Source organism: Pontibacter liquoris (assembly GCF_022758235.1).
Lineage (GTDB): Bacteria > Bacteroidota > Bacteroidia > Cytophagales > Hymenobacteraceae > Pontibacter > Pontibacter liquoris.
This window is the reverse complement of the sequence record NZ_JALEBG010000003.1, coordinates 228260-253666: the sequence shown is the minus strand read 5'-3', so window position 1 is coordinate 253666 and position 25407 is coordinate 228260. Positions and strand designations below refer to the sequence as shown.

Sequence of the window (25407 nt, the reverse complement as noted above, 5' to 3'; positions counted from 1 at the left end):
CAGATAGTATCATTCTATAACCAAAACTAACGATACAAATGAGCAGAAAATCTTTGCTATTACTGGTGCTTGGCGCTGTTACATTGAGCTTCAGCTTTATTGTTAAACAGTACTTTCCTTTAACTGATGCAGCGGATGGTTTTATAAAAGGGCTTGCGATAGGCCTGGTGATCTTAAGTATAATCCTGTTCTCAAAACAAGTAAGGCTTAAAAGGGCATCCAAAAAGGAGCAGGACTTTTGTTAAGCAGTAGCAGAACAGTTCACCACATCAGTTTGCTTCATTTGCGGTTGTAGATCTGGGGTGGTGAGTAGGCTGCACAAGCTGTTGGCAAAACCAAGACACACAACCAAGGCATCGGCTTCTCAGGTAAAATTTAATGGGCAACATGGCAAACAAGTCCTGCACGGATGGGGCAAATAAATCCGCATTCCGCCTATCTTTGCATCCCAACAACCCTTTTGCCATGATCGACGAAACCCACAACCCCTGGACCACCCTTTCTACCAAACATGTATACCAGAACCCCTGGATAAAAGTGCGCGAAGACCAAGTGCTCAACCCCAGCGGCGGCGAAGGCATCTATGGCGTGGTGAGCATGAAGAACAAGGCCATTGGCATTATCCCGATTGATGATGAAGGCTATACTTACCTGGTGGGCCAGTACCGCTACCCGCTCAACGAGTATAGCTGGGAAATACCGATGGGCGGCGGCCTGATCGAAAACGATATCCTGGAGTCGGCTAAGCGGGAGCTGAAGGAAGAGACGGGCTTTACGGCCGCCAAATGGACCAACATTTGCCGCCTGCATACCTCCAACTCGGTTACCGACGAAGAAGGCTTTGTTTTTCTGGCCCAGGAACTAAAGGCCGGCGAAACAGCATTTGAAGAAACAGAGCAGCTGCACATCCGGCGGGTGCCTTTTACCGAGGCCGTGCGCATGGCACTCAACAACGAGATCACCGATGCCATCAGCGTGGCCGGTATCTTAAAGGCCGCATTTATACTTGATAAGAAATAAGTTGCGCGCCTTTTTACAGAAAGGATAGGTTGGCGTACAAAATGCCCGGTGGTTTGAGTTGATCCGCTTAGCTGTGAGGAGGTTACGGGCGGCTGGCCCGCTGGAACAACCAAAGTATAAATTGCACAAGGTATGCGGTCCTACTACTCCGCAGCGTTATAGAGGTAGCCGTTGCAGAATGGCAGATAATGATTACATTTGACTACATGAAAGCCCTAAAATACCTGTACCATCGTGTGTATACTACCTGGTGTGTTACCTGGTTTGTAGTACCGTTTCTGGCTACTTACCCGGTGCAGGCCCTGCTGGTGCGCAACAAAAAGTGGTACAGGCATGTGCATTACTTTAACCGGGTGTGGTCCACCATTTTCCTGCGGATGTTCCTAGCGCCCCTCACCGTAGAATGGCGCATGAAGTATGATCCCAACCAGCGCTACATTTTCACGCCCAACCACAGCTCCTACCTTGATATACCGATGATGCTGCACAGCATTCCCGGGTTTCTTAATTTTGTGGGCAAAAGCTCGCTGGCCAAAGTGCCGCTGTGGGGCAAGATCTACGACAAGCTATACATTACCGTAGACCGCAAAAGCGCTGTAAGCAGTGCCAAAAGCTATCTGCGGTCCATCAAAACATTGGAGCAGGGGCGCAACCTGGCTATTTTCCCGGAAGGCACCATTCCCAAAACAGCCGGCGAGAAGCTGCTGGCCTTTAAAGACGGCCCTTTCCGGATCGCCATTGAAAAGCAGCTGCCCGTGGTGCCCGTTACTATGCCCTATAACCAGCACTTTATGCCCGACCTGGATGGGAAGCTGAAAGTACGCTGGCATCCGCTCAAGATCATCATACATGAGCCGGTCGCCACCAAGGGCCTGACCTTAGCAGACCTGCCCATGCTGAAAGAGCAGGTATTTAACATTATTCAAACCGAAATAACGAAACACCATAGAGCACATGTCAACAGATATTCAAACTATCCGCAAAATAGCACACTTAGCAAGGCTGGAGTTTAACGAGGAGAAAGAGCAGGAAATGCTGCAGGACCTGAACAAGATCCTGAACTGGGTAGATCAGCTGCGCCAGCTTGATACGGAGCATATCGAGCCGCTCATTCATATGTCGGAAGAGGTGAACGTGCTGCGCAATGATGTGGTGCAAAACACGGTAACGCACGAAGAAGCGCTGCTGAATGCGCCTAAAAAAGACTCTGATTATTTCCGTGTGCCCAAAGTACTGGAATAAGCCCTGAGCATAAGTATAAGGACAACCCCTGCTTAACAGCGTTGGAATGGATCGCCTATTTGAGGCTGAACAGCAGGCCGAATAATTTAACTGTCTTGCATTTTATGTCTTGATACTTGTGTCGAAAATAACCTATGAGTAAGATTAAGTTTTGGCAGGGATGGGATACGGACACCAGGTATCCCTATCTTTTTTTATTGCTGTTAGCGGTATTGGCGCTTTTGCTGGGCGTGTACCACTACTTCACCGGCGAAAATATTACGTTTGCCTGGGATAAGATAAGCGACTTGCAGGTGGTGCCGCTGCCGGTGCACGAGAGCACGCACCTGCTGCAGCCTTTCACCCTCTCGGCCGACGGTTACCTGCTGCTGGAGCAATATGATGTGGCCCGGCCCTACGTCAACACGCTGGCGGCTACCGGGCTGCTGGGTATACTTGCTATTTGCCTTGCTTTTTATACGGCTGCCATCAGCACCATGCAGCGCCTGGCCTATTTTGGCGGCGTGCTGCTGCTCATGCTGTTCCTGGCCACTTTCAATTTCGATATCCTGGAAATATTCGGCAGCGGCGGCCAGACCATGCTGCTGCTCAGTATTGTGGTGCTGGCCGCTGTCAGCTATGGCTTTCAGGCGTTCTGGCAACAGGTGGCGTTTGGCTGGCGCGTGCTGGTTATGGCGGCTGTGCTGCTGGCGCTGGGCATGCTGCTGTACAGCGAGGCCGAGTTCCCGGCCACGCTCGTTACCCTGCACCTGGTCAGCTACAGCAGCATCGGGCTGCTGGCCGCTACCGTGCTGTTTATACTTTGGGTGAGCTATGAGAACGTAAACGCCCTGCTTTGGATCAATACACAGGGCAAAACGCCGGACCGTCGTTTCAGCCTGTGGCAGTTCGTACTCATCGTGGTGCTCTACCTGCTAAACCTGCTGCTCTTATACCTGCACCAACTGGGCTACGTGAAAGCCGACATTTTCTATCTCAACAGCTTCGTCATCCTGCTGCTTTCGGTCGTCACCGGTTTCTGGGGCATGCGGCAGCGCGAGGCCTACTACCGGCCGCTGTTTCTGTTCAGGCCGGCGGGGGCGGTGCTCTACCTGGTGTTTGCTACCCTGGCCTTTCTGAGCATTGGCTATGCCTTTGCCACTGCCAACGACTCCCTGATTGCCATGTACCGCGACGTGATCGTGTACACGCACCTGGCTTTTGGCTTCGGCTTTTTTATTTACCTGCTGCTCAACTTCGGGGGCCTGATCGCGCAGCGCCTGCAGGTATACAAAGTGGTGTATGAGCCCAAGCGGTTCTCGTTGGCCACGTTTCTGCTCATGAGCCTGATTCTGTGCGCCATCCTGGTGATCCGGACGCAGTACCTTTCCTATTTCTATGCCAAGGCCGGTTACTACAACTACATCGGCGACCTGTACCGCACCTCGGGCAACGACATCCTGGCCCAGCGCTTTTACGAAGAGAGCGACCTCTACGACGCCAACAACGTGAAAGCCAACTACAGCCTGGCCGGCCTGTACCGCCAGCAGGACCAGCGCAACAACGAGATCCTGCAGATGAAAAATACGTTGGAAAAGCGGCCTAACCCGAAACTGTTTGTGCGCCTGGCCAACCTCTACGACGAAAAGCAATACTTTTTTGAGAAGCTGTACGTGCTGCGCGAAGGGGCAGAGCAGTTTCCGGAAAGCGGCGAACTCTACAACAACCTGGCCCTACTTTACATGCAAACCAGTGTGCAGGACAGCACCGAATACTACTTTAAGTTGGCCGACAAGTATAGCACTGACAAGGATGTTGTTAGCAGCAACCGCCTGGCGTTTTATACCCGGCAGGCCATGCTTGCGCCGGCACAGGCCGTGATGGAAGAGAGCAGCAACGGCACCTATAAACCCTTGCGCAGCAACATGGCTGCCTTGCGGCAGTTACTGGGCATGGAGCCGCAGGAAAAAGATGCTTTCGAGCCCGATTCGCTCAAAGCGGTAGAGGACCTGACGCTTTTTTATAACCAGACCATCAGCACACTCGACCAGGGCGACACGACCCGCCTGAAGGCCATCAATACCTACCTGAAGGTGCCGGGCAACCAACTCTTCTTCGAAGACCTGCTATACCTCAAGGCGCTGGTACACCATTACAATGGGCGCCCCAAAGAGGCCCGTGACGTGCTGGAGAATCTGGCGCTGCAGGCCGGCAACCGTAGCGGGTACTATTACAATGCCCTGGCTATCTGGATGCTGGAAGAGCAGAATAACCAGGCTGCGGCGGCATACTTCAAACAGGCCAAAGACAGGGGATTCATGCCGGCGTACCTCTCAGAAGGCTACGCGCTGGCGCTGGCCCACAAGCCTGCCGATGCCGTAAAGGCGCTGGAAGAAGTAGCCTATACCGAAGATGCCGAAGCCACACAGGCGGCACAGGCGCTAGCCACGGTGCTGCGCCGGCCTCTGGGGCAGATTACCCTGCAGGGCACGGATAAAGAGAAGGTGCAATACCTGCTTACCTACCTGCCGCAGCTGAGCCCCGAGCAGGTAAACACCCTGGTGCAGGCTATCACCGAAAAGGACATGAAGCGCTGGGCGCTGGTGGCGCGTGTCGGGTACCTGATGCGCCGCAAACAGTGGGGGCAGGCCCATCAGGCGATCAAAGAAACGGCAGCCCAGCTACAGCCGGAAGGGGAGCTGCGCTCGGCCCTGAACGTGCAGCAACTGAAGCTCTGGCTCCATACCCGCGAATACGATGTGCTGCTCAGCCGCATGAACAACCTCTACCTGACAGACCGGGACAAACGCCTGAACTTATACTTCAGAGCCAGCGTGGCGGCGGCCAAAGGGCGCAACCGGGAGGCCGCGGAGCGGTACCAGCAGGCTCTTAAGATGCTGCTCTACGACGAGGATGTGGTGCTGGCAGCGGCAGACTTCTTCCGGCAGCATGACCCGGGCCAGGAGCGTGCTTACAACATCCTGCTGAGCGGCATTACCTACAACCCCTACTCGGCGGAGCTCTACAAAGCTTATGCCCTGGAAAGCCTGAATCAGGGCTTACAAAGCTATGCGGACCAGGCTCTGGTCACGCTGCAAAGTTTGCTTCCTGCCTCAGAATATACTACATTTAGTAAGAAATATGAAAAACAGCGGCAGGATGTAGTCACACGCGCTGAGAACTGGTAACTATGAAAAAGGCTGTATGAACACGATCATCGAAACGCACGATATCTCGAAGGTATACCGCATGGGCAGCGAAACGATCCATGCCCTAAAATCGGTCACCATCACCATTCAAAAAGGCGAGTATGTGGCTTTTATGGGGCCGTCCGGTTCCGGAAAATCCACGCTCATGAACATCATCGGCTGCCTGGATACGCCTACGGGCGGCACTTATATCCTGAATGGGAACGATGTGAGCAACATGACCGATAATGAACTGGCCGAAGTGCGCAACAAAGAGATCGGCTTCGTGTTCCAGACCTTCAACCTGTTGCCGCGCCAATCGTCTTTAGAGAACGTGGCCCTGCCCCTTATTTATGCCGGTTACAACAAAAGCCAGCGCGAAGAGAAGGCCCAGCTGGCCCTGGAAAGCGTAGGCCTGGGCAACCGCGGCAAGCACAAACCCAACGAACTGTCCGGCGGGCAGCGGCAGCGGGTGGCCATTGCGCGCGCCCTCATCAACAATCCCAGCATTATACTTGCCGACGAACCGACCGGTAACCTCGATTCCAAGACCTCCTACGAGATTATGGAGCTGTTTGAGAACCTGCATGCCCGGGGCAACACCATCATTATGGTAACGCACGAGGAAGACATTGCCCGGTATGCGCATCGTATTGTCCGTTTACGCGACGGCCTGGTAGAATCGGATGTGCAGAATACCGATATCGTGACCGCCGCTAAGCTACAGGCAGAGTAACATTCATGAAGCTATATACCAAAACAGGCGATAAAGGCACCACATCCCTCATCGGGGGCACCCGGGTTGCTAAGTCGCACCTGCGCATCGAGGCCTACGGAACTGTAGACGAGCTCAACGCGTACATTGGCCTGGTACGCGACCAGGAAGTAAATAAAAGCCGGTCCCCTATTCTGAAAGAGATCCAAGACAGGCTGTTTACCATCGGCTCTCTGCTGGCCACCGATCCCGGAAAGTCGAAAATGAAAACGCCAGACCTGCACGAAGCGGATATCCATTTGCTGGAAACGGAAATTGATAGTATGACGGCTGCCGTTCCGCCGCTGCGCGCTTTTGTGCTGCCAGGCGGTCATCCTTCGGTATCATTTGGCCATGTGGCCCGCTGCGTGTGCCGCCGGGCCGAGCGCCTGGCTATCGGGTTACAGGAGGAATCGGAAGTGGAGGACCTGGTGATTATTTATTTAAACCGTCTGTCGGATTATCTGTTTGCCCTTTGCCGTATAATGACGCAGGAGCTCGGCGCCGAAGAAGTAACCTGGAAGCCCCGCATCTGATTTATACCTGAAAACAAATTCTATACTTATGTCTGTAGATACCTTACATATACCAGTTCAGCAGGTGGCCACGTCGCGCATCGATGAAGTGGACTTTAATAACTTGGAGTTCGGAAAATTCTTTGCCGATCATATGCTGGTGGCCGATTACCGGGACGGCGCCTGGCAAACACCCGAAATCGTGCCTTATGGCAACATGTCGCTTAGCCCTGCCACCTCGGCCCTGCATTACGGGCAGGCCATTTTTGAGGGTATGAAGGCTTACCGCGACAGTACAAACGGTGATGTGTTGCTGTTCCGTCCGCTGGAGAACTTTAAGCGCCTCAACCTGTCTGCCGAGCGCATGTGCATGCCCGAGTTGCCGGAAGAGATCTTTATGCAGGGCCTGGAGCAACTGCTTCGCCTGGATGCCGACTGGGTACCCGCGCAGGCAGGCAGTGCCCTGTACCTACGGCCGTTTATGTTTGCCACTGATGCTTTTGTAGGCGTGCGGCCATCGGACAGCTACCGCTTTGTGGTGTTTTCCTGCCCGGTGGGGGCATACTATAACAAGCCGATCCGGGCGGCCATCGAGCCACAGTACGTGCGTGCGGCGGAAGGCGGCACAGGCTTTGCCAAAACAGCCGGTAATTACGGCGCAGCCCTGATGCCGGCCCGCAAAATGCAGGAAAGAGGCTTTCAGCAGCTCATCTGGACAGATGCCAAAGAGCATAAGTATATCGAGGAGGCCGGCACCATGAACGTGATGTTTGTGATAGACGGCAAGCTCATTACACCGGCCGTAAGCACCACCATCCTGAACGGTATTACCCGCAAAAGCGTGCTGCAGCTGGCCCGCGACCTGGGCTATACCGTGGAGGAGCGTAGAGTGGCCGTGGAAGAAGTGATAGCTGCACAGAAAGCAGGCAAGCTGCAGGAGGCTTTCGGGGCGGGCACTGCCGCCACCATTGCGCCCATCGCTGCCATCCACTACAACGGCACAGACTATGAACTGCCGCCGGTAGCGCAGCGTGAAATGTCTAATAGAATAGCTACCGAGCTGGATAAGATCAAAACAGGCCAGGCACCCGATACGCATGGCTGGAACTACAGAATAAGCCGCTGAGCTGATTGAGGTATAAAATGCTGCTGTATAAACTGCTGTTTATACAGCAGCATTTTCCTTTTTAAAGAAAGTATAAAGTATAACAAACACCCATGACAACGGAACAAGTAAAAGAGTTAAAGGCCCGGGTAGAGGCTTTGAGGAGGTATCTTTGACTACGATGCCCGCAAAGAACAGGTAAAAGAGACCGAAGAAAAAACAACGGCCGCCGGCTTCTGGGATGAGCCCAAAGAAGCCGAGAAAATTCTCAAAGAGATGAAGTCCATCAAAGTATGGACTGACCATTACGAGGAGGTAGAGAAAGCCGTGTCCGACTTTGACGTTTTGTTCGACTTTTACAAAGAAGGCGATGTGTCGGAAGAGGATATCCTGCAGGAGTATAAAAAAGCAGAAGCGGCCGTAGAGGCCCTGGAGTTTAAGCGCATGCTGAGCGGCGAGGAAGACCAGCTCAGCGCCATCCTGGAGATCAACCCGGGGGCCGGCGGTACCGAAAGCCAGGATTGGGCCGAGATGCTCATGCGCATGTATATCATGTGGGCCGAGTCGCACAAGTATGGCGTGCGGCAGGTGAGTTACCAGCCCGGCGAGGGCGCCGGCATCAAATCAGCCACGCTGGAAGTGACGGGCGAGTTTGCCTACGGTTACCTGAAGTCCGAGATCGGGGTGCACCGGCTGGTGCGTATTTCCCCGTTCGACTCGGGGGGGCGCCGCCATACTTCCTTTGCGTCGGTGTTTGCCTACCCGGTGGTAGACGATACTATCAGTATTGAGGTGAACCCAGCCGACATCGAATGGGATACCTTCCGCTCGGGCGGGGCCGGCGGGCAGAACGTGAATAAGGTGGAGACTGCCGTGCGCCTCAAGCACAAGCCCACCGGCATCGTGATCGAATGCCAGATCGAGCGCTCGCAGCTCATGAACAAGGAACACGCCCTGCGGATGCTCCGTTCGCGCCTCTACCAGATAGAAATAGACAAGCGCAACGAGGAGCGCGATCGTATTGAGAGCACCAAAAAGCGCATCGACTTCGGCTCGCAGATTCGCAACTACGTGCTGCACCCTTACAAGCTCGTCAAAGATATCCGCACCGGCGTGGAGCGCAGCGATGTGCAGAACGTGCTGGATGGTGACCTGGACGAGTATATCAAGGCGTTTCTGATGCAGGCATAAAACAGTTTTCAGGCAAAATAGAAAAAGGCGCTCTTCAGGCGCCTTTTTCTATTTTCAGGCTGGCAGCGGGGCTACGGCTTATCCGAAATGGCCGGAATGACTGGTCGTGTTAGCTTTGCGGGGCAGGAGAAAATCTGTATTAAATAGAAACACTCTGGCAACATCTTGCCGTATAACATGTTATTATAATAGTATAAACTTGAATAATTCAGGTCTTCTATATAGCTGTTGCAGGATAGTGTTGCTGCAGGACAACGTCGTTTTTCCTTCTTTCTAAAAGCTAAAACAGGGCTTAAATTCACCCTCTCGATTTAAGTCAGCAAATCCGGTTTAAACCCTCGTAACCGGTTTATTTGCGGAAGTGACGGTATCAGCGGCAGCAGTGCCGCGCTGCGATCGTCTTTAAAAAGCTTCCTTTTATTCCTCCTTTCCAGGGATGCTACCCAATCTGGGGCATCAGTATACTTTTTGTCTCTCTATTACTCCGTTACTCAAAAACGGCCGCCAGGTTGTGCAGATGGAGGGTTTCATCATACTTAAACATCGCTGAAGAGGCAGGACCGGTTTACAGGTGCCTGCCAGGGTCAGCATTTCGGGAGGCCAGGCCATACATGGCGCCAGGTGCCTCCACTCGCACTTTTTATCAGCCAAACGACTACTACAATGAAAAAACTACTACTATTAGGCTTTATCCTTTTACTGGGCCTGCAACTGCAGGCAATGGCGCAGGGTAATGCCGTATCAGGAACGGTTACAGACCAGGCCAGTGGCCAACCGTTACCTGGTGTCGCGGTGATCGTGAAAGGAACTACCGTGGGGACTACCACAGGGGCTAACGGCGAATATACCATTAGTGTGCCGGCCGGCAGCAATACCCTGGAGTTCCGCTTTATTGGTTACACCACCGTGGAGCGGAACATTGATAATGCGACTACTATTGATGTGGCGCTCGGCGTAAATGCCGAGCAACTGCAGGAAGTGGTAGTGACCGCCCTGGGCCGCCAGGAAGAGGAGCGGACCCTGGGGTATGCCACCCAGCAGGTGGGCTCGGAGCAGCTTACGCAGGGCCGCGACCGAAGTGTGCTGAACGCCTTGCAAGGCAAAGTGGCCGGTGTTAACATTCAAAGCCAGGGCGGCGGGCCGGGTTCCTCAACTCGCGTGGTGATAAGGGGAGCCAAGTCCATTTCCCAGAGTAACCAGGCGCTTTTTGTGATCGATGGTATTCCGGTAGATAACGGTAGTTCGGGCACCAATGATAACTTAAACAATGGCATTGACGTGGGCAACCGGGCTAATGATATCAACCCGGATGATATTGAATCGGTGAACATTCTGAAAGGACCGGCAGCGGCAGCCCTGTATGGTGCCCGCGCTGCAAACGGCGTTATTATGATCACCACCAAATCGGGAAAAAACACCAACAAAAAGGCCGAGATCAGTTTGTTGTCTTCTTACACGCTGGAGGATGTGCTGCGTTATCCGGAGTTTCAGAACCGCTACGGCCAGGGTTTTTTTGGTGCCCCGGATCTGCGCGAAAATACGAGCTGGGGACCAACATTTACCGGCCAGTTGCTGCCCTGGGGCCAGATTGTAGACGGTCAGCAGCGCGTAAAGCCTTATTCTGCCTTAAAGGACAACATCAAAGAGTTCTACGAGTATGGCTCCAACTGGACAAATACCGTTTCCGTGGCGGGGGGCGCCGAGAAAGCCACTTATTATGCCTCATACTCCAACACCCAGCAGGAAGGCGTAGTACCCAGTACAGAGTATAACCGGAACTCGCTTGCCTTTAAAGGCAGCGTAAACCTGACCAACAAGTTTACCTCTACGGTATCACTTACCTATACCAAATCCGGGGGAGACTTTGCAATGACAGGTCAGGGCAACTCTGTTTTTAACCAGCTGATCCAGACGCCGCGCGATATTCCTGTCCGCGAGCTGGAGGATCTCAACAACCCTTTTAATGACGAAGCCGGTTTCTACTCGCCTTATACTATAAATCCCTATTGGGCAATCAAAAATCAGACCTTTACCAACGATGTGGACCGCACCTTTGGTAACATCACGCTGGGGTATGAGCCTATCGAGAACCTAAACATTACGTACCGTATCGGCACCGACTTTTACACCGACCGGCGCAAGCAGTTTATGGCCATACGGGATGTAGAAGGACCCAACGAAGCCAACAATGACAACGGCATGTACTCGGAGCGGCAGATCTATTTCCGGGAGCTCAACTCCGACATTATGGTTTCTTATAACCGCGACCTGACAGAGGACCTGAACCTGGAATTGCTGGTGGGCAACAACGTGAACCAACGCTCTACCGACGACCTGACAGCCACTGCCGACGCCCTGGCCAATAACCAGTTTCAGTCGTTGAGTAATATTGTGGGCACGCCGCTGGCCGTTAGCTTCCGCGATAAAAGAAGGCTGATCGGCTTATACGGTTCTGCCAAAGTGGGCTTCCGCGATTACCTGTGGCTGGAGGTTACCGGCCGCAACGACTGGTCGTCGACGTTGCCGATCGGGGATAACAGCTTTTTTTATCCTTCCGTGAACCTGGCGTTTGATGCGGCCTCCGCTTTTGGTCTGGCCGATTCGTCGCCGATCAATTTTGCCAAGATCCGCGCCAACTATGCCAATGTGGGTAATGATGCCCTGGCTTACAGTACCAGCTCCATTTTTACATCCGGTAATATAAGCGATGGTTTTGCCGGCACGGACCTGAACTTTCCGTTTGGCGGGCTTCCCGGCTTTGAAGTGAGCAACGTTATTGGCAACCCGGCGCTGAAGCCCGAGAACACAAGTTCCTGGGAGATAGGCGCCGACATCCGCTTTTTTAACGAGCGCATACGCCTCGATGGCGCTTATTATAACTCCAAATCTACCGACCAGATCATCAACGTGCCGCTTTCCTTTACCACAGGTTTTGGATCCGCTTTCCTGAATGCGGCAACTGTCAGGAACAAGGGCGTTGAACTGGTGGTAGGCGGTATTCCGATCGAAACGAACGATTTTTCCTGGGACATCAGTGTGAACTACACCAAGAACGACAACACCGTGGAGGACGTGTTCGGAGGCAACGAGATCTCGCTGGGAGGCTTGGCTTCTGCAGCTCTGGTTATTTCGGAAGGCAGGCCTTACGGCACCTTTAAGGCCGAAGATGTGCTGCGCGATCCGCAGGGGCACATTGTGGTAAATGCCGTGACCGGCGAGCCGCGCACTGCGCCTGAGCAAACCTACCAGGGCAGCATCCAGAACGACTGGACCGGCGGCCTGGTGAATACGTTCCGCTACAAAGGAGCCCGGCTGTCAGTGGTATTTGATACCCGGCAGGGAGGTAAAATGTATTCCAGAACACGGTCCACCCAGCGCTTTGCAGGCACTGCGCCGGAAACGCTTTTCAACGACCGCCAGCCCTACATTATACCTAATTCGGTCGTAGAGGTAGGCTCTTCCGGCGAGTACGTGGAAAATACCACGCCGCTCACCAATGACAACCTGTATGATTACTGGGGCAATTTGCCGGAAGGCACCAACATCATCGATGCCTCTTTTACCAAGTTAAGGGAAGTTAGTCTGTCCTATAAGCTGCCTGCCGCCATTACCGAAAAAACCTTTTTCGGGAACATAGAGGTGGGCTTTTCGGGCCGTAACCTGGTGCTGTGGACACCGGACGAGAACACCTACATCGACCCGGAGATGAACAGCTTTGGAAATGGCAACCTGCAGGGCTACGACTTCAGCAGCACGCCTTCTACCCGCTCCTGGGGAGCTAACATCAGATTAACTTTCTAAGAAAACCTGAACGTAAGAATCATGAAAAGTGGATATAAATACATCGCGGCTATACTGGCTGCCTTCTCGCTCAGCATCACGGCCTGCGACAACTTTCTGGATATAAACCAAGACCCCAACAACCCGACCACCTCCACCCCGGCGCTTACGCTGCCTGCTGCGCAAGGAGAACTGGCTTATGTGTTGGGCAACCAGTTCCAGTTTCTGGGTAACTTCTTTGCCCAGCTCTGGGCACAGTCCGGGGGGGCGAACCAGTACTGTACGCTGGAACTCTATCAGATGACCTCATCGAGCTACGATGCCCGGGTGTGGGGCGAATTATACGCCGGCGCCCTGGAAGACTTTAAATATGTAGCGGACCAGGGTACCGAAACCAGCAATCCGAATTACACAGCCATTGGCAAGATCATGCAGGCCTATACTTTCCAGGTGATCACAGATGCCTGGGGCGATGCGCCCTTCACTTCTGCCCTGGGTGGACTGGACCAGCTAAACCCGGAATACCAGAGCCAGCAACAGATCTATGACGGGTTGATCCCGATGCTGGATTCGGCCATAGCGGATATTGATGCCGGGGGCGAAGCCGTAGGAAGCAGTGACCTGGTGTACGGCGGGGATATGGACCTGTGGCGCCGCTTTGCCAATACCCTGAAACTGCGCATTTACCTGCGCCAGGCTTATGTGAGGCCTGATGTGGCACAGGCCGGAGTGCAGCAGCTGTATGCCAGCGGCGCCGAGTTTCTGGGCATGGGCGAAACAGCCGATGTGCCGTTCTTTGACCAGACCCAGAACCGCAACCCTTTTTATCAGACTCAGGTGGTGTTCAGAGGTGGGGTAGACGTGGTGGCCAGTAACACGGCACTCAATTACCTGCAAACCACCGGAGACCCCCGCATCGGTGAATTTTATGCGCCCGCAGAAACAGGCCCCAATGCCGGAACTTTCGTCGGGGTTGACCAGGGAGTAGAATGTACGCCGCAGCGATCCGGTACGCTGGCAAATGCACTTTCCAAGCCCGGACCTGCGGTAGCCAGCCCGGCTACGGCTGTGCCTTTTATAACGGCTGCCGAAAGTTACTTTCTACAGGCCGAAGCTGCCGCCCGGGGCTGGACCAACGGAACAGCTGATGCCGCTGCTCTTTATGCACAAGGTATTACCGCCTCGTTTGATTACGTGGGCGCAGATGTGGCTGCGGTGCCGGCGTTGTTAACACGGGAAGGCGTTGCTTATCCGGCGGGCGCTGGTGTAGAGGAGCAGGTAGACCAGATCATCACCCAGAAATGGATCTCCTTTAGCGGAACAGAAGGGTTGGAAGCCTGGACAGAATACCGGCGTACCGGTTATCCCAGCTTTATTGAGCCCTCTGCAGCATCTACCATCGGAGCCAGCCTGCTGCCCAAGCGCATACTTTATCCTAACACAGAATCCATCCGCAACCAGAACTTTCCGGGGCTGCTGGAGATCGATGTACCGGTTTGGTGGGATGTGAAGGATTAATCTCAAACTTATACTTCAAGAAAATGAAAATAGAAATCAGATACCTGCTCCCAGCCTTTCTGCTGCTCCTGTCCGGGATGCTCTCCAGTTGCGAGAAAGACGATGATACAGCACATGTTTCTTTTGTGACGACTTATCCTGCCTTTGTGCTGGAGGGAGATCAAAACATCGTGCTGGTGAAAGGCCAAAGCTTTACGGACCCGGGTGTAAAGGCCCTGGAAGGCGAAACCGAGTTGCCCGTTACCACCTCGGTGGTGGGGAGCCCCTACATCGACCCCGCTCATACCGATCCGTCGGAGGTGAGTTATACCAATGCCTTCGATCCCAATGTGCCTGGTATTTATACCTTTAGCTACACTGCTACAAACTCCCAGGGGTATTCCAGTTCCTCCTCCCGGAATGTTTTTGTGCTCGATGCCGCCCCGGATCCCAGCGTTGATTTGTCAGGCGACTACATCAGCGGCACTTCCCCGGCCTCCACAGTCACCAAAATAGCAGATGGCGTGTTTTATGCCACGAATTTCTGGGGAGGAGGAAGTACGGTTGTGCTGGACGGGTTTATTTTAACTTCTGATGGCATAAACCTGAATATTCCGCAACAGGAAAGCCTGGTGCCGATTTATGGCTATGGCAAACGCACAGCGAGCGGTGACCTGGATCTCAGGATGACGAGGCCCACGTTTTCGCCGCCCCTGATCGATCAGGTTAAACTTTGGGAAAAGCAATAAACAGGTACACGCATTTGATGAAAAAGAATATGAAACGTAGATATTTATTTATACTGGCAGTAGTGGCATTAGGAAGTATAAGTACCGCTTGCGACAACGAGGACGATCCGAAAATTGAATACACAGCCACCTATCCGGTGTCCGGCGACTGGACCGTAACTTATACGGCGGACGATAGTGCCGGCGGGCAGCAGGTGCTGGCCGAAAACCTGGAAGTGCTGATCTATAACACGGCAGCCAACACGCCTGATGCGATTTGGGTAGATGATAACGGGACTTTCTGGGAGTATAAAGTGCAGACCCCCGTGAATATGACGGACCTGTCCTTTTCCGGTGAGAACCTGGCAAACCAGGCCTATGAATCGCTGGTGACCATTGCCAACGGAAAGGTGTTTAAGGATGCCGCTACTGTGAACGGACTAAAACGTGACAGCATCTCGTTCGATGTTTCGTTTAACGACGATGAGACACCATTCGGCACCATCTATCATGTAAATGGCCACAGAAGTACCGGCTTCGAATAAACACGCACTATAAAAAACATGCTGTTTCCTAAAAGGCAGGCTCCCTTTGAGCCTGCCTTTTTTGTGTTCAGCAAGCAGGCGCAGGTTACCACACCCATTTCTACTTCCTTTCACAACTTAGCACAACGCCTCCTATACATTGCTTTGCTACTGACCGGCTTAATTGCAGCAGGGGCAAAGTACAGTAGCTACATAGAAGAGTGCGTATTTATTTGCCAGACAATGGCGGCGTGCTTACCGGCTCCATTATCGGCCTAACAAGCTACTAAGGGCTTGCTTCTGCTGCCAAGGTATAATGTTGTAAACCGCTGCTGAAGGCAAGGATGCAAATATGGCTGTGCCGGCTGTTGATGTATGATGATATAAAATTGCACTATTCTGATTATTAGAAAATCTGACCAAAGTTACTGTGAGTAAGTGCTCAGTTTAAGAAACTGTTCAAAATTTTGGAGCCATCCGGGCCATAAAATAACTTGCCTACTGTTTAAACATTGAAATTAAGCAGGTTATAGCGCCCGGATCTGCTGGCATCTTTTTTCTGAAATATTTTAAACAGGAGTTGTTTTTGATCTTTTAAGTCGATATTATTGGGCAATTGAAATGCGGATATGGGACGGCAGAAGGCAGATATGAATGTTGCACATACCTAAGTTTCAGCCAATCTGTAGTGCTATTCTGATAGCCTGTTGCAAAGCAGTATGTTAGTATAGTTTGTACTAAATCAATACAAAAAAAGCAGAAGATAATATGCTTGGCTCGGGTTTGCCCGGGGCTGGGTATTTTTTTGTTCCTGAAAAAAAGGAGCCTGGCCATACTTTGCCTTTGCCAAAGCAGACCTGTAGAAGCTTAAAACGAACCAACACCTTTATTAACTCTTAACAAACACTATTACTAATTACTATTTAACTCACCTTAACCACAAACAGCTACATGAGAAAATTATTACTCATCAGTTTTGCTTTGATGTTTGCCCTGATCCAACAGGCAATCGCGCAGAGTAAAACAGTAACCGGAAAGGTTACCGATCAAACTACCGGGCAGGGATTGCCCGGCGTTGCCGTAATTGTAAAAGGAACTACAGTAGGAACCGCCTCCGCAACAGATGGTTCTTATACTATCAATGTGCCTGCAAATGGAAGTACGCTGGTGTTTCGCTATATTGGCTATGTAACGGCCGAGCGCCCAATCGGCAATTCCAGCACCATTAACGTAGCAATGTCTTTAGACCAGAAGCAACTGCAGGAGGTAATAGTAGTTGGTTACGGCACTCAGACAAAGCAAGAATTTACGGGTTCTGCTGCCTCTGTTTCAGGTGAAAAGCTAAAAGAAATGCCTGTGCAAAGCTTTGACCAGGCACTAGGTGGCAGAGCCGCCGGTGTTAACATCATTCAGCCAAATGGTGTGCTTAACAACCCTCCTGTTATCCGTATTCGTGGCACGAACTCTATCTCTCTGAGCTCTTTTCCGCTTGTTGTAGTAGACGGTATTCCGATCAACACGGGCGACGTTTCTACGACCTCTGCAGCCAGCAACGCGTTAGGCGATATCAACCCAGCTGACATTGAGTCTATTGACATTCTGAAAGATGCAGCCTCTACCGCTATTTATGGCTCCAGAGCAGCTGGTGGTGTTCTATTGATCACTACTAAAAAAGGAAAATCCGGTAAGCCACGCGTTAATTACGAGGCCTGGGCCGGGGTTACTACGGCAACAAGACTGCCCGATTTGTTGAATGCGGAAGAGTACATGATGATCAAAAATGAAGCCGTTCTGAACCAGAAAATACTAAGTGGAAAAGCAGAGGATCCGGCTGTCGCTTCGGCGCTATACTTCCCTTCCTACAATGCTGACGGATCGCTGGTAGATACAAAGTGGTATGACGAGGTTTATCGTAAAGCCTATTCTCAGAACCACAGTCTGAGTATTTCTGGTGGAACAGATGCAACGACATACTTCTTCTCTGCAAACCTTACCGATCAAGATGGCTTTATCAAAAAGAATAACTTCCAGCGAAAGGCTGTTCGTTTCAATATCGATCATAAACTTACTGATTGGTTGCGGGTAAATGCATCTGCAAACTATGTAAACAGCTTTAACTCTGCTCCCAATACAGGTTCTGTTCCTGGTTCTTCCTTCAACACAAGCGGTTTAGGTCGCCTTGCTATTGTAACAGCACCAAACGTAGCGCCCCGGAACGAAGATGGTTCTTACAATATCAGACCTGACAATACAATGGGCAGAGGCGCTAACCTGGCACAGAGTGGCTTCACTAACCCGCTCCCATTGCTGGACCTGAGCTCGTTCACATCTGAGACGGACCGTATATTCGGTACTTTTGGTGCCAATGTTCAGATAGTAAAAGGCGTTGATTTTAAAACATCTTATGCTATCGATAGAACAACCGTAGAGGGCATCTCTTTCCAGAACCCACTTCACGGAGACGGTTTCCCGAACAGTAATGCCACTAACACCGTGCAGCGACTGGACAACTGGAACGCGATCAATACTTTGAATATCCATAAGACCTTAGGTGAGAAACATGACCTTACTTTCCTGGTAGGTTCTGATATTCAGGGAATCAAGAAAACAGGCTGGGGTGCTAACCGCTTCGGTGTAGCGGATAACTTCTTTAACGAATACCAAGGTAATTTTACAAACATAGCGCCTTCTGGTAACTATATAGATGAAAGAGCCTTTGTTTCTGGTTTTGCCCGCTTCAATTATGATTATGCGAAGCGTTACTTCATGACGTTGAATTTCCGTCGCGATGGTAACTCCACACTGGCAGAAGGCAATAAGTGGGGTAACTTTGGTGGTGTATCTGGTGGCTGGGCCATTTCTGAGGAAGGATTCTACAAAAACTCAGGTTTATCAGATATTGCCAACAGCATAAAACTGAGAGCAAGCTGGGGTAGAGTGGGTAATGGTAACCTGCCTAATTCGTACGGCTCTATGTTCCTGTATAGCTCCGGCTTATATGCCGAATCACCTACACTGGTATTTAGCCAGGCTGGTAATTCTGAGCTGAGCTGGGAAACAAGTGAGCAGACGAACATAGGCATGGACCTGGGCTTCCTGAATGATCGTATCCAGTTTGAAGCTACTTACTTTAACAACAACGTTAATGGTCTGATCCTGAATGCGCCACAGGCACCCTCGAAAGGCATCCCGAATAACGTAATTCTGCAAAACGTTGGCTCATTGTATAACCGCGGTTTGGAATTAGCGGTAAACGCCACTCCTATAGATAAAGGAAACTTTAGCTGGAGCACAAGCCTTAACTTCACAACCATTAAAAATGAAGTAACGGCACTGGCTGCTGGCAACGCTGACCTCTTTGCTTTTACCGGTGGTCTTGAAATGACGAACGTAACCCGTGTCGGAGAGCCAGTAGGTAGCATTTATGGTGTTGAGACGGCAGGTGTAAACCCTGAAAACGGACAGCGTATCTTTATCGACAAGGCTGGTAGAAAAGTACAGTACAACCATGCTGCTCCTGCTGCTTCGCGCTGGACATACCTGGATGGAACAACAGCCCCTGCTATCACTTCAGCTGGTGACGGTAAAATATTAGGCAGTGCCTTACCGACCTGGTATGGAGGCTTCCAGAACACTTTCAAGTATGGGAACATTGACCTTGGTCTGAACTTTACATACTCTGGTGGTAACTACATTTATAATGGTACCAAGGCCGGTCTGCGTGATCAGCGTTTCTGGAACAACCATACCGATGTGTTAGACAGATGGACGCCTGAAACAAAAAGCACCGCTTTCCCGCGTGTCGTATTTGGGGACAACGTATCGAACGGTTCTGCAATGGTTATCTCAGAAAACGTAGAAAAGGCCGATTTCCTGAAGCTGCAGACCGCTACTTTAGGTTACAGAATCCCTACTACCCTGGTTAGTAAGGCTGGTATCAGTTCCTTCAGAGTATATGCGCAGGTATTCAATGCATTTGTGCTTACGCCATACACAGGTGCTGATCCTGAAATCTCAACCAATGGTAACTCTAACACTGCGCCAGGTGTAGAGCGTAACTCCGTGCCGCAGGGCAGAACATTCACTGTGGGTGTAAACGTTGGTTTCTAACATCTAAATTTGATTCAAAATGAAGAATATAAATATTAAAGCCCGCAAGCACTACCTGCTGAAAATGGCTTTTCTTGCTTTGCCATTAACTTTCGTGGCTTGCGATACGGAAGAATTACTAAATCCGGTGCCGGAAACATCTATTTCTGATAAAAATGCCTTCGATACTCCTGCAAGAATATTAGGCCAGGTAAACGGCCTGTATGATGCCATGAAAGACGGCCAGTTTTATGGCGGAAGAGTACTGGTTTATAATGAGATCAGGGGTGAAGAATACATAAACCGCCTTACAAATGGTGTAACCGGACTTCAGACGTGGCAGCAGAACGTGCAGGCTGGTACAAACGAAGTGCAAAACCTTTGGGGCTCGGCTTATGCAGCTATCAACAGAATAAATGTTTTTCTGCAAGGGCTGGAAGATAACAAAGCCAAGATAGACCCTGCGCTTTATACCCAGTACCAGGCTGAAGCGAAGTTCCTGAGAGCGCTTGCTTACCATAGCCTGGTTACGCTTTATGCAAAGCCTTTTACTGCTGATAATGGGGCCTCTCCGGGTTTGCCATTGCGCTTGCAGGCAGAAACATCTACGGCGAATAATGATCTGGCAAGAAGCACTGTAGCCCAGGTTTACGCACAAATCCTAAACGATTTGAATGATGCTGAAGCTGGTTTGCTTTTAACAAATGGCAGTGACTTGTTAAATACAACCCGTGCCCACAAGAATACAGCAATAGCTCTAAAAACCCGCGTATACCTGCACATGGGTAACTATGCGAAAGTAGTGGAAGAGGCACAAAAGATTGTAGCGGGCACGGTTACGTTTTCAGCTCCTACCGGGGTGCCTCATGCATTGCAGGCAGACGTAGCAGTTCCTTTTGCCAATTATACTACCACGGAATCTGTTTTCTCTATGCCTATGTCTGATCTGGATGCTCCGGGAACGCAGAACCAGCTTGGATACTACTTCAATGCTGCCCCTACCGGCAACGGAGAGTATTACCTTAACACTGCTGGCATTGTAAACGATGCCGCCTGGCCAGAAACAGATGCTAGAAAAACTAAGTTTATCGTAACGGCCGGTGGAAACAAGTATCTGCAAAAGTTTAGTAAGCCTACGCCGTTTACAGATTATGTGCCGGTTATCAGATACGCTGAGGTACTGTTGAATTATGCTGAGGCAGCAGCAAGAACCAATGACCTTCCAAAGGCTATTGAGCTGGTCTCAGCTGTTCGGCACAGAGCTGATGCTACGTATGTTTTTCCTGTCGAGGCTATCGCTACGCAGGAAGCACTGGTAAATACAATTCTGAAAGAAAGACGCATTGAGTTGCTGGGCGAAGGCTTCAGATCACTGGATATCACCAGAACCCTGCAAACTTTCCCTGAGAAAGTAGGAAGCGGTATAAGTGCGCCAGCGGTTGCTCCTTCATCAAGTGATTATGTATGGCCTATGCCAAACTCAGAGGTTGCAACGAATAAAGCGCTTTAATTCTTTTAATGAACTTTCTGGAAGCCCGCTGTCGTTTGACAAGCGGGCTTTTCTTTTTATACTAGCGGAAAGATTTTATACGTATGCTTTTATCCAACCACAGCGGCTATACTTTTGAGGCGGGCATCGATGAAGCAGGCCGGGGCTGCCTGGCTGGGCCGGTTGTGGCGGCGGCTGTCGTGCTGCCAGCCGACTACCGACATAACCTACTGACCGACTCTAAGCTGTTGAGTAAAAAACAGCGGGAGCAGCTGCGGGAAGATATCTTACAGGATGCTGTTGCCTGGGCTATAGGAGAGGCAACGCCCGCCGAAATTGACCAAATCAATATCTTACAGGCTACTTTCCTGGCCATGCACCGGGCAGCCGAACGGCTGGCGCAACAGCCCGAGTTCCTGCTAATCGACGGAAACCGGTTTAAGCCTTATAAGCAAGTACCCCACGCCTGCATAGTGAAAGGTGATGGCAAATATTTGTCAATAGCCGCCGCCTCGGTGCTGGCTAAAACCCACCGCGATGCGGTAATGGCGCAGCTGGCAGAAGCGTTTGAAGGGTATGGCTGGGAGAAGAATGCGGGTTATCCCACTGTATGGCACCGCGAGGCCATTGCCCGGCAGGGCACCACGGTGCATCACCGGCTTTCGTTCACGCTGCTGCCGGAGCGAGCTACGATACTTTAACAGGAAGATTAAACCGTAACAAGTATAAAAAACAAAGGCCACACGACAGGTGTGGCCTTTGTTTTTTATTTTAACTTGATCAGGTCCAGGAAAAGGCTGAAGCTGTCGAGGGAGGAATGGCTGTTTTCGAAACTATCGAAAGTGAGAGGCTTTACAATGTACCCCGATACATTGAGGCGTTGTGCTGCCAGCCGGTCTGTTTCCTCGTTCGAGGTCGTCATGATAAACACCGGAATATGGCTGAACTCAGGGTCGCGGCGCAACTCGGCCAGAAACTCCAGTCCGTTCATTTTCGGCATGTTAATATCGAGTAAAATAACACTCGGAGCCGGCTGTATCTTTTGGGTACCTTCGCCGCGAAGCATGTTCATGGCCTCTTTGCCATTTCTGCCTACTAGGATCGGGTGGGTGATATTTATCTTTTTAAGCTCTCGCTCAACATTCATAATATCCAGATAGTCGTCTTCTACTAAAAGGATATTTACAGGAATCTCACTCATTTTTTTAAGGTAAAAACTTCACTTAAAGCAAATTTAATAAAATTAAACCGATACTACCTCATCTTTTGGCCAGGTAAAAGTAAAAGTGGCGCCCTGCCCCGGTTCTGAGGTAACCCAAATAGTGCCGCCTTGCCACTCCACGATCTTCTTCACAATGGCCAGGCCAACGCCCGTACTTTCCACGGCATCGCGCTCCTGCAGGGTCTGAAAAATAACAAAAATCCGTTCGTGGTAAGCCGGTTCTATACCCGGTCCGTTATCTGCAACAGCGAAAACGTGCTGATGTTTTTCTTCCCGGTGCGTTATCTCTATCTGGGCTGTTTTTTTGTCGTGGTACTTGATGGCATTGCTGATGAGGTTCAGAAAGACCTGCTGCAGCTGGATGCGTACGGTATGCAGCGTGGGCAGGTTGTCCTGCACCTGGATAGTGACGCTCTCGGGAGCCGCTACCATTTCGGTGATCTCCGACAGCAGCTGGTTTACATCCACTTCTTCCTTGATCTGGTTTGTCCGCCCGATGCGGGCCAGGGCAAGTATACCGTTGATCAGGTTCTCCATGCGGTGTACCCGCACCCGCATCATCATCAGGTATTCCTGTATATTAGCGGGCAGCTCTTTGCCCATATCTTCCTCCACCCACCTGGAGGCTACTTCAATGCCGCGCAGGGGCGCTTTCAGGTCATGCGACACCACATAAGCAAACTGGTCGAGCTCTTTGTTTTTGCGGTCCAGCTCCGAAAAGGTCTCATCGATGGTACCCGACATGCGGTTGAGGGATTGTGAAAGCTGGCTGAGCTCATCCCGCGACGTATCGATGATCTGCGTCTTATAATCCCCCTGCGAGATCTGCTCAGCTAGCGTCACCATTTTAATGATGCGCCCGGTAATCAGGCGTGTGATATAGTATGCCCAGCTAAGCCCGATGATCACGGACAGGATGGTAAGGATGGTGGAAACCTGGCGGGTGGTGTTTATACTTTTGTTAAGCCGCACACTGCGGGCATCCCGCAACTGGTATTCATAGGCATTGAATTCGCGGAAAGCAGTCCGGATGGTATCCATGATTATTTTCTCGCGCAGCACCAGGCTATCGAGCCTTGCATCGTAAAAGCGGCTGGACCGGGAGGCAAGCGTATCGGTCTGTTTCAGCCGAATGAGCGGCTCCGCCATGTCTAACTGCCATTTGGTTTGCAGGGCAATGATGTCGTTTATCTTCTGGGTTTGTTCCTGAGAACTGATTGTGAAATTCTTTATTTCATCAAAAAGGCTGGGGAGCTGATCTTTGGCCTGCACATAGGGTTGCAGGAACGTGGGGTTCCCGTTGAGCAGATAGCCCCGCAGGCCTGTTTCCATATCGATGATGTTTCGCTGCAGCGCAGCCGAGTTGCGCACCACATTCTGAGACCGGTATACCCACTGGGTATTTTCGATCACATCTTCCGACAACTGTAAGTTTACCAGGGCAACAGCCGTAAACAGAACCGAGATAATAACGAACCCGGCAAATAGCTTTACAGATAATTTCATGTATAAATAACAGTCTTGTACGCTTGCGGACTTTATGCACAACAGCCGGTCAGCACCGCCCCGACCATTCGCAAAACAAGGGCAGTAGCAGAAAGGCATTGTTGCAGCGGAACCCGCAATATACGGCTGTTTGCCCGAAAAAGTAGTCATTAATATATTCCTGCCTCCACTCACGGGATAGTATAGCCATCAAGTCATCATTTAAATCTGACTTTAAAGCGGGGTAGAGCCTTTTTCAAGATGCTTTTCTGTAGCAGAAATTACTACATCGAAACCGGTAAAAAGGCGCCGGGTTCGGTACGCTAATAGGGAGCGGGCTTCGTTTAAAATTTCGGGAGTGGCTTTAATTTGTTATTTTTGCAGCAAAACAGCCTTACCATATAAATCCAAAAGATAAATGGAACTGAAGAAAATTGCCTTGAATGACGTGCACGAGGCGCTGGGCGCTAAAATGGTGCCTTTTGCCGGCTATAACATGCCTGTACGCTATTCGTCAGATATAGAAGAACACAACGCGGTGCGCAATGCTGTCGGCATTTTTGATGTGTCGCACATGGGCGAGTTTATGGTGCGTGGCCCGCAGGCCCTGGACCTGATCCAGCGCGTAACCACAAATGATGCCGCCAAACTGGAAGACGGTAAAGTGCAGTATTCCTGCCTACCCAACGAAAACGGCGGTATCGTAGACGACCTGCTGGTGTATCGCTTCGGTGAGGAAGAATACATGCTGGTGGTAAACGCCTCCAACATCGACAAAGACTGGGACTGGATTAGCAAGTATAACACCCAGGGCGTGGCGCTGGAAAATATTTCGGACGAGATGTCGCTGTTTGCCGTGCAAGGCCCAAAGGCCACCGAGGCGCTGCAGTCGCTTACTTCCATTGACCTGCCCGCCATGGTATACTATACTTTTGTAAAAGGCGAGTTTGCCGGCGTGTCTGATGTAATCGTATCGGCCACAGGCTATACCGGCGCAGGCGGATTCGAGATCTACGTGAAAAACCAGGATGCCCGTAAGGTGTTTGACGCCATTATGGAAGCCGGAAAGCCCTTCGGCATCAAGCCCATCGGCCTGGGTGCCCGCGATACGCTGCGCCTGGAAATGGGTTTCTGCTTGTATGGCAACGACATCGACGACACCACTTCTCCATTGGAAGCCGGCCTGGGCTGGATCACCAAGTTTGACAAGGACTTTACCAATGCCGCTAACCTGAAAGCGCAGAAAGAAGCCGGTGTAGACCGTAAGCTCATTGCGTTTGAGATGGTGGATAAAGCTATTCCGCGTTCGCATTATGAAATCGTAAACGCGGAAGGCGAGAAGATAGGGGAGGTTACCTCCGGCACGCAGTCACCTACCTTAAGCAAAGGCATCGGGCTGGGCTACGTAGCTAAAGAATACAGCAAAACCGACAGCGAGATCTTTGTGCGCGTGCGTAACAAGGACATGAAAGCCAAAGTGGTGAAGCTGCCGTTTGTCAAAAAGTAATTTTATAAGAGACACAAGATACAGGATGTAAGATACAGACGAAATATGCTGATCAGAAAGTCCTGAGTCTTGTGTCTTACATCTTAAGTCTA

General features: G+C 51.1%; 19 protein-coding genes. 17 read left to right on the top strand and 2 right to left on the bottom strand.

Annotation, left to right across the window (positions count from 1 at the left end):
* Positions 1–38: 38 nt before the first annotated feature.
* The 16 genes from LWL52_RS18090 to rnhB all read left to right on the top strand — a co-directional run bounded on the left by LWL52_RS18090 (position 39) and on the right by rnhB (position 21802).
* Entirely contained in the window at positions 39–245 is a 207-nt protein-coding gene (locus tag LWL52_RS18090) for a hypothetical protein (protein WP_242922835.1), read from the top strand.
* A 220-nt stretch (positions 246–465) separates the two neighbouring features.
* A complete protein-coding gene (locus LWL52_RS18085; RefSeq protein WP_242922833.1) occupies positions 466–1020 on the top strand; it encodes an NUDIX domain-containing protein in 555 nt (184 codons plus the stop codon).
* 206 nt (positions 1021–1226) lie between these two features.
* A complete protein-coding gene (locus LWL52_RS18080; protein WP_242922830.1) occupies positions 1227–2033 on the top strand; it encodes a lysophospholipid acyltransferase family protein in 807 nt (268 codons plus the stop codon).
* Positions 1975–2262, top strand: coding sequence for an Asp-tRNA(Asn)/Glu-tRNA(Gln) amidotransferase subunit GatC (gene gatC, locus LWL52_RS18075; RefSeq protein ID WP_242922828.1), 288 nt, complete (start codon positions 1975–1977; stop codon positions 2260–2262). The genes LWL52_RS18080 and gatC overlap by 59 nt, the downstream gene beginning before the upstream one ends.
* Positions 2263–2396: 134 nt before the next feature.
* Positions 2397–5429, top strand: coding sequence for a tetratricopeptide repeat protein (locus LWL52_RS18070; protein WP_242922826.1), 3033 nt, complete (start codon positions 2397–2399; stop codon positions 5427–5429).
* Positions 5430–5445: 16 nt separating this feature from the next.
* On the top strand, positions 5446–6165 hold the full coding sequence (locus tag LWL52_RS18065) for an ABC transporter ATP-binding protein (RefSeq protein ID WP_255749829.1): 720 nt from the start codon (positions 5446–5448) through the stop codon (positions 6163–6165).
* Positions 6166–6170: 5 nt separating this feature from the next.
* The gene (locus LWL52_RS18060) at positions 6171–6719 is read left to right on the top strand and encodes a cob(I)yrinic acid a,c-diamide adenosyltransferase (RefSeq protein WP_242922824.1); all 549 of its coding nucleotides are present in this window, start codon (positions 6171–6173) and stop codon (positions 6717–6719) included.
* 28 nt (positions 6720–6747) lie between these two features.
* Entirely contained in the window at positions 6748–7824 is a 1077-nt protein-coding gene (locus LWL52_RS18055; RefSeq protein WP_242922822.1) for a branched-chain amino acid aminotransferase, read from the top strand.
* Positions 7825–7916: 92 nt separating this feature from the next.
* A protein-coding gene (gene prfB, locus LWL52_RS18050; RefSeq protein WP_242922820.1) for a peptide chain release factor 2 occupies positions 7917–8994 on the top strand; the annotation gives its coding sequence in 2 pieces (ribosomal slippage) (positions 7917–7976 and positions 7978–8994; 1077 coding nt in all).
* A gap of 663 nt (positions 8995–9657) precedes the next feature.
* Positions 9658–12795, top strand: coding sequence for a SusC/RagA family TonB-linked outer membrane protein (locus tag LWL52_RS18045; protein ID WP_242922818.1), 3138 nt, complete (start codon positions 9658–9660; stop codon positions 12793–12795).
* Positions 12796–12816: 21 nt separating this feature from the next.
* The gene (locus LWL52_RS18040; protein WP_242922809.1) at positions 12817–14292 is read left to right on the top strand and encodes a SusD/RagB family nutrient-binding outer membrane lipoprotein; all 1476 of its coding nucleotides are present in this window, start codon (positions 12817–12819) and stop codon (positions 14290–14292) included.
* A gap of 23 nt (positions 14293–14315) precedes the next feature.
* Positions 14316–15020, top strand: coding sequence for an immunoglobulin-like domain-containing protein (locus tag LWL52_RS18035; protein WP_242922807.1), 705 nt, complete (start codon positions 14316–14318; stop codon positions 15018–15020).
* Positions 15021–15049: 29 nt separating this feature from the next.
* Positions 15050–15544 carry a lipid-binding protein gene (locus LWL52_RS18030; RefSeq protein ID WP_242922805.1) on the top strand — a complete coding sequence of 165 codons (495 nt, stop codon included), beginning with the start codon at positions 15050–15052 and terminating at the stop codon, positions 15542–15544.
* 930 nt (positions 15545–16474) lie between these two features.
* Positions 16475–19633 (top strand): SusC/RagA family TonB-linked outer membrane protein, encoded by a 3159-nt coding sequence (locus LWL52_RS18025; protein WP_242922803.1) that lies wholly within the window; start codon positions 16475–16477, stop codon positions 19631–19633.
* A gap of 19 nt (positions 19634–19652) precedes the next feature.
* Positions 19653–21122, top strand: a complete 1470-nt coding sequence (locus LWL52_RS18020) for a RagB/SusD family nutrient uptake outer membrane protein (protein ID WP_242922801.1) — start codon at positions 19653–19655, stop codon at positions 21120–21122.
* 83 nt (positions 21123–21205) lie between these two features.
* Complete coding sequence (rnhB, locus tag LWL52_RS18015) at positions 21206–21802, top strand: ribonuclease HII (protein WP_242922793.1); 597 nt, start codon at positions 21206–21208, stop codon at positions 21800–21802.
* A 65-nt stretch (positions 21803–21867) separates the two neighbouring features.
* Here rnhB and LWL52_RS18010 read toward each other — a convergent pair whose 3' ends face one another.
* Together LWL52_RS18010 and LWL52_RS18005 are read right to left on the bottom strand one after the other, a co-directional pair.
* Positions 21868–22302, bottom strand: a complete 435-nt coding sequence (locus LWL52_RS18010) for a response regulator (RefSeq protein ID WP_242922791.1) — start codon at positions 22300–22302, stop codon at positions 21868–21870.
* 42 nt (positions 22303–22344) lie between these two features.
* The gene (locus tag LWL52_RS18005; protein ID WP_242922789.1) at positions 22345–23829 is read right to left on the bottom strand and encodes a sensor histidine kinase; all 1485 of its coding nucleotides are present in this window, start codon (positions 23827–23829) and stop codon (positions 22345–22347) included.
* Positions 23830–24226: 397 nt separating this feature from the next.
* On the opposite strand from LWL52_RS18005, the gene gcvT reads away from it, so the two are divergent.
* A complete protein-coding gene (gcvT, locus tag LWL52_RS18000) occupies positions 24227–25315 on the top strand; it encodes a glycine cleavage system aminomethyltransferase GcvT (RefSeq protein WP_242922787.1) in 1089 nt (362 codons plus the stop codon).
* Positions 25316–25407 lie beyond the last annotated feature (92 nt).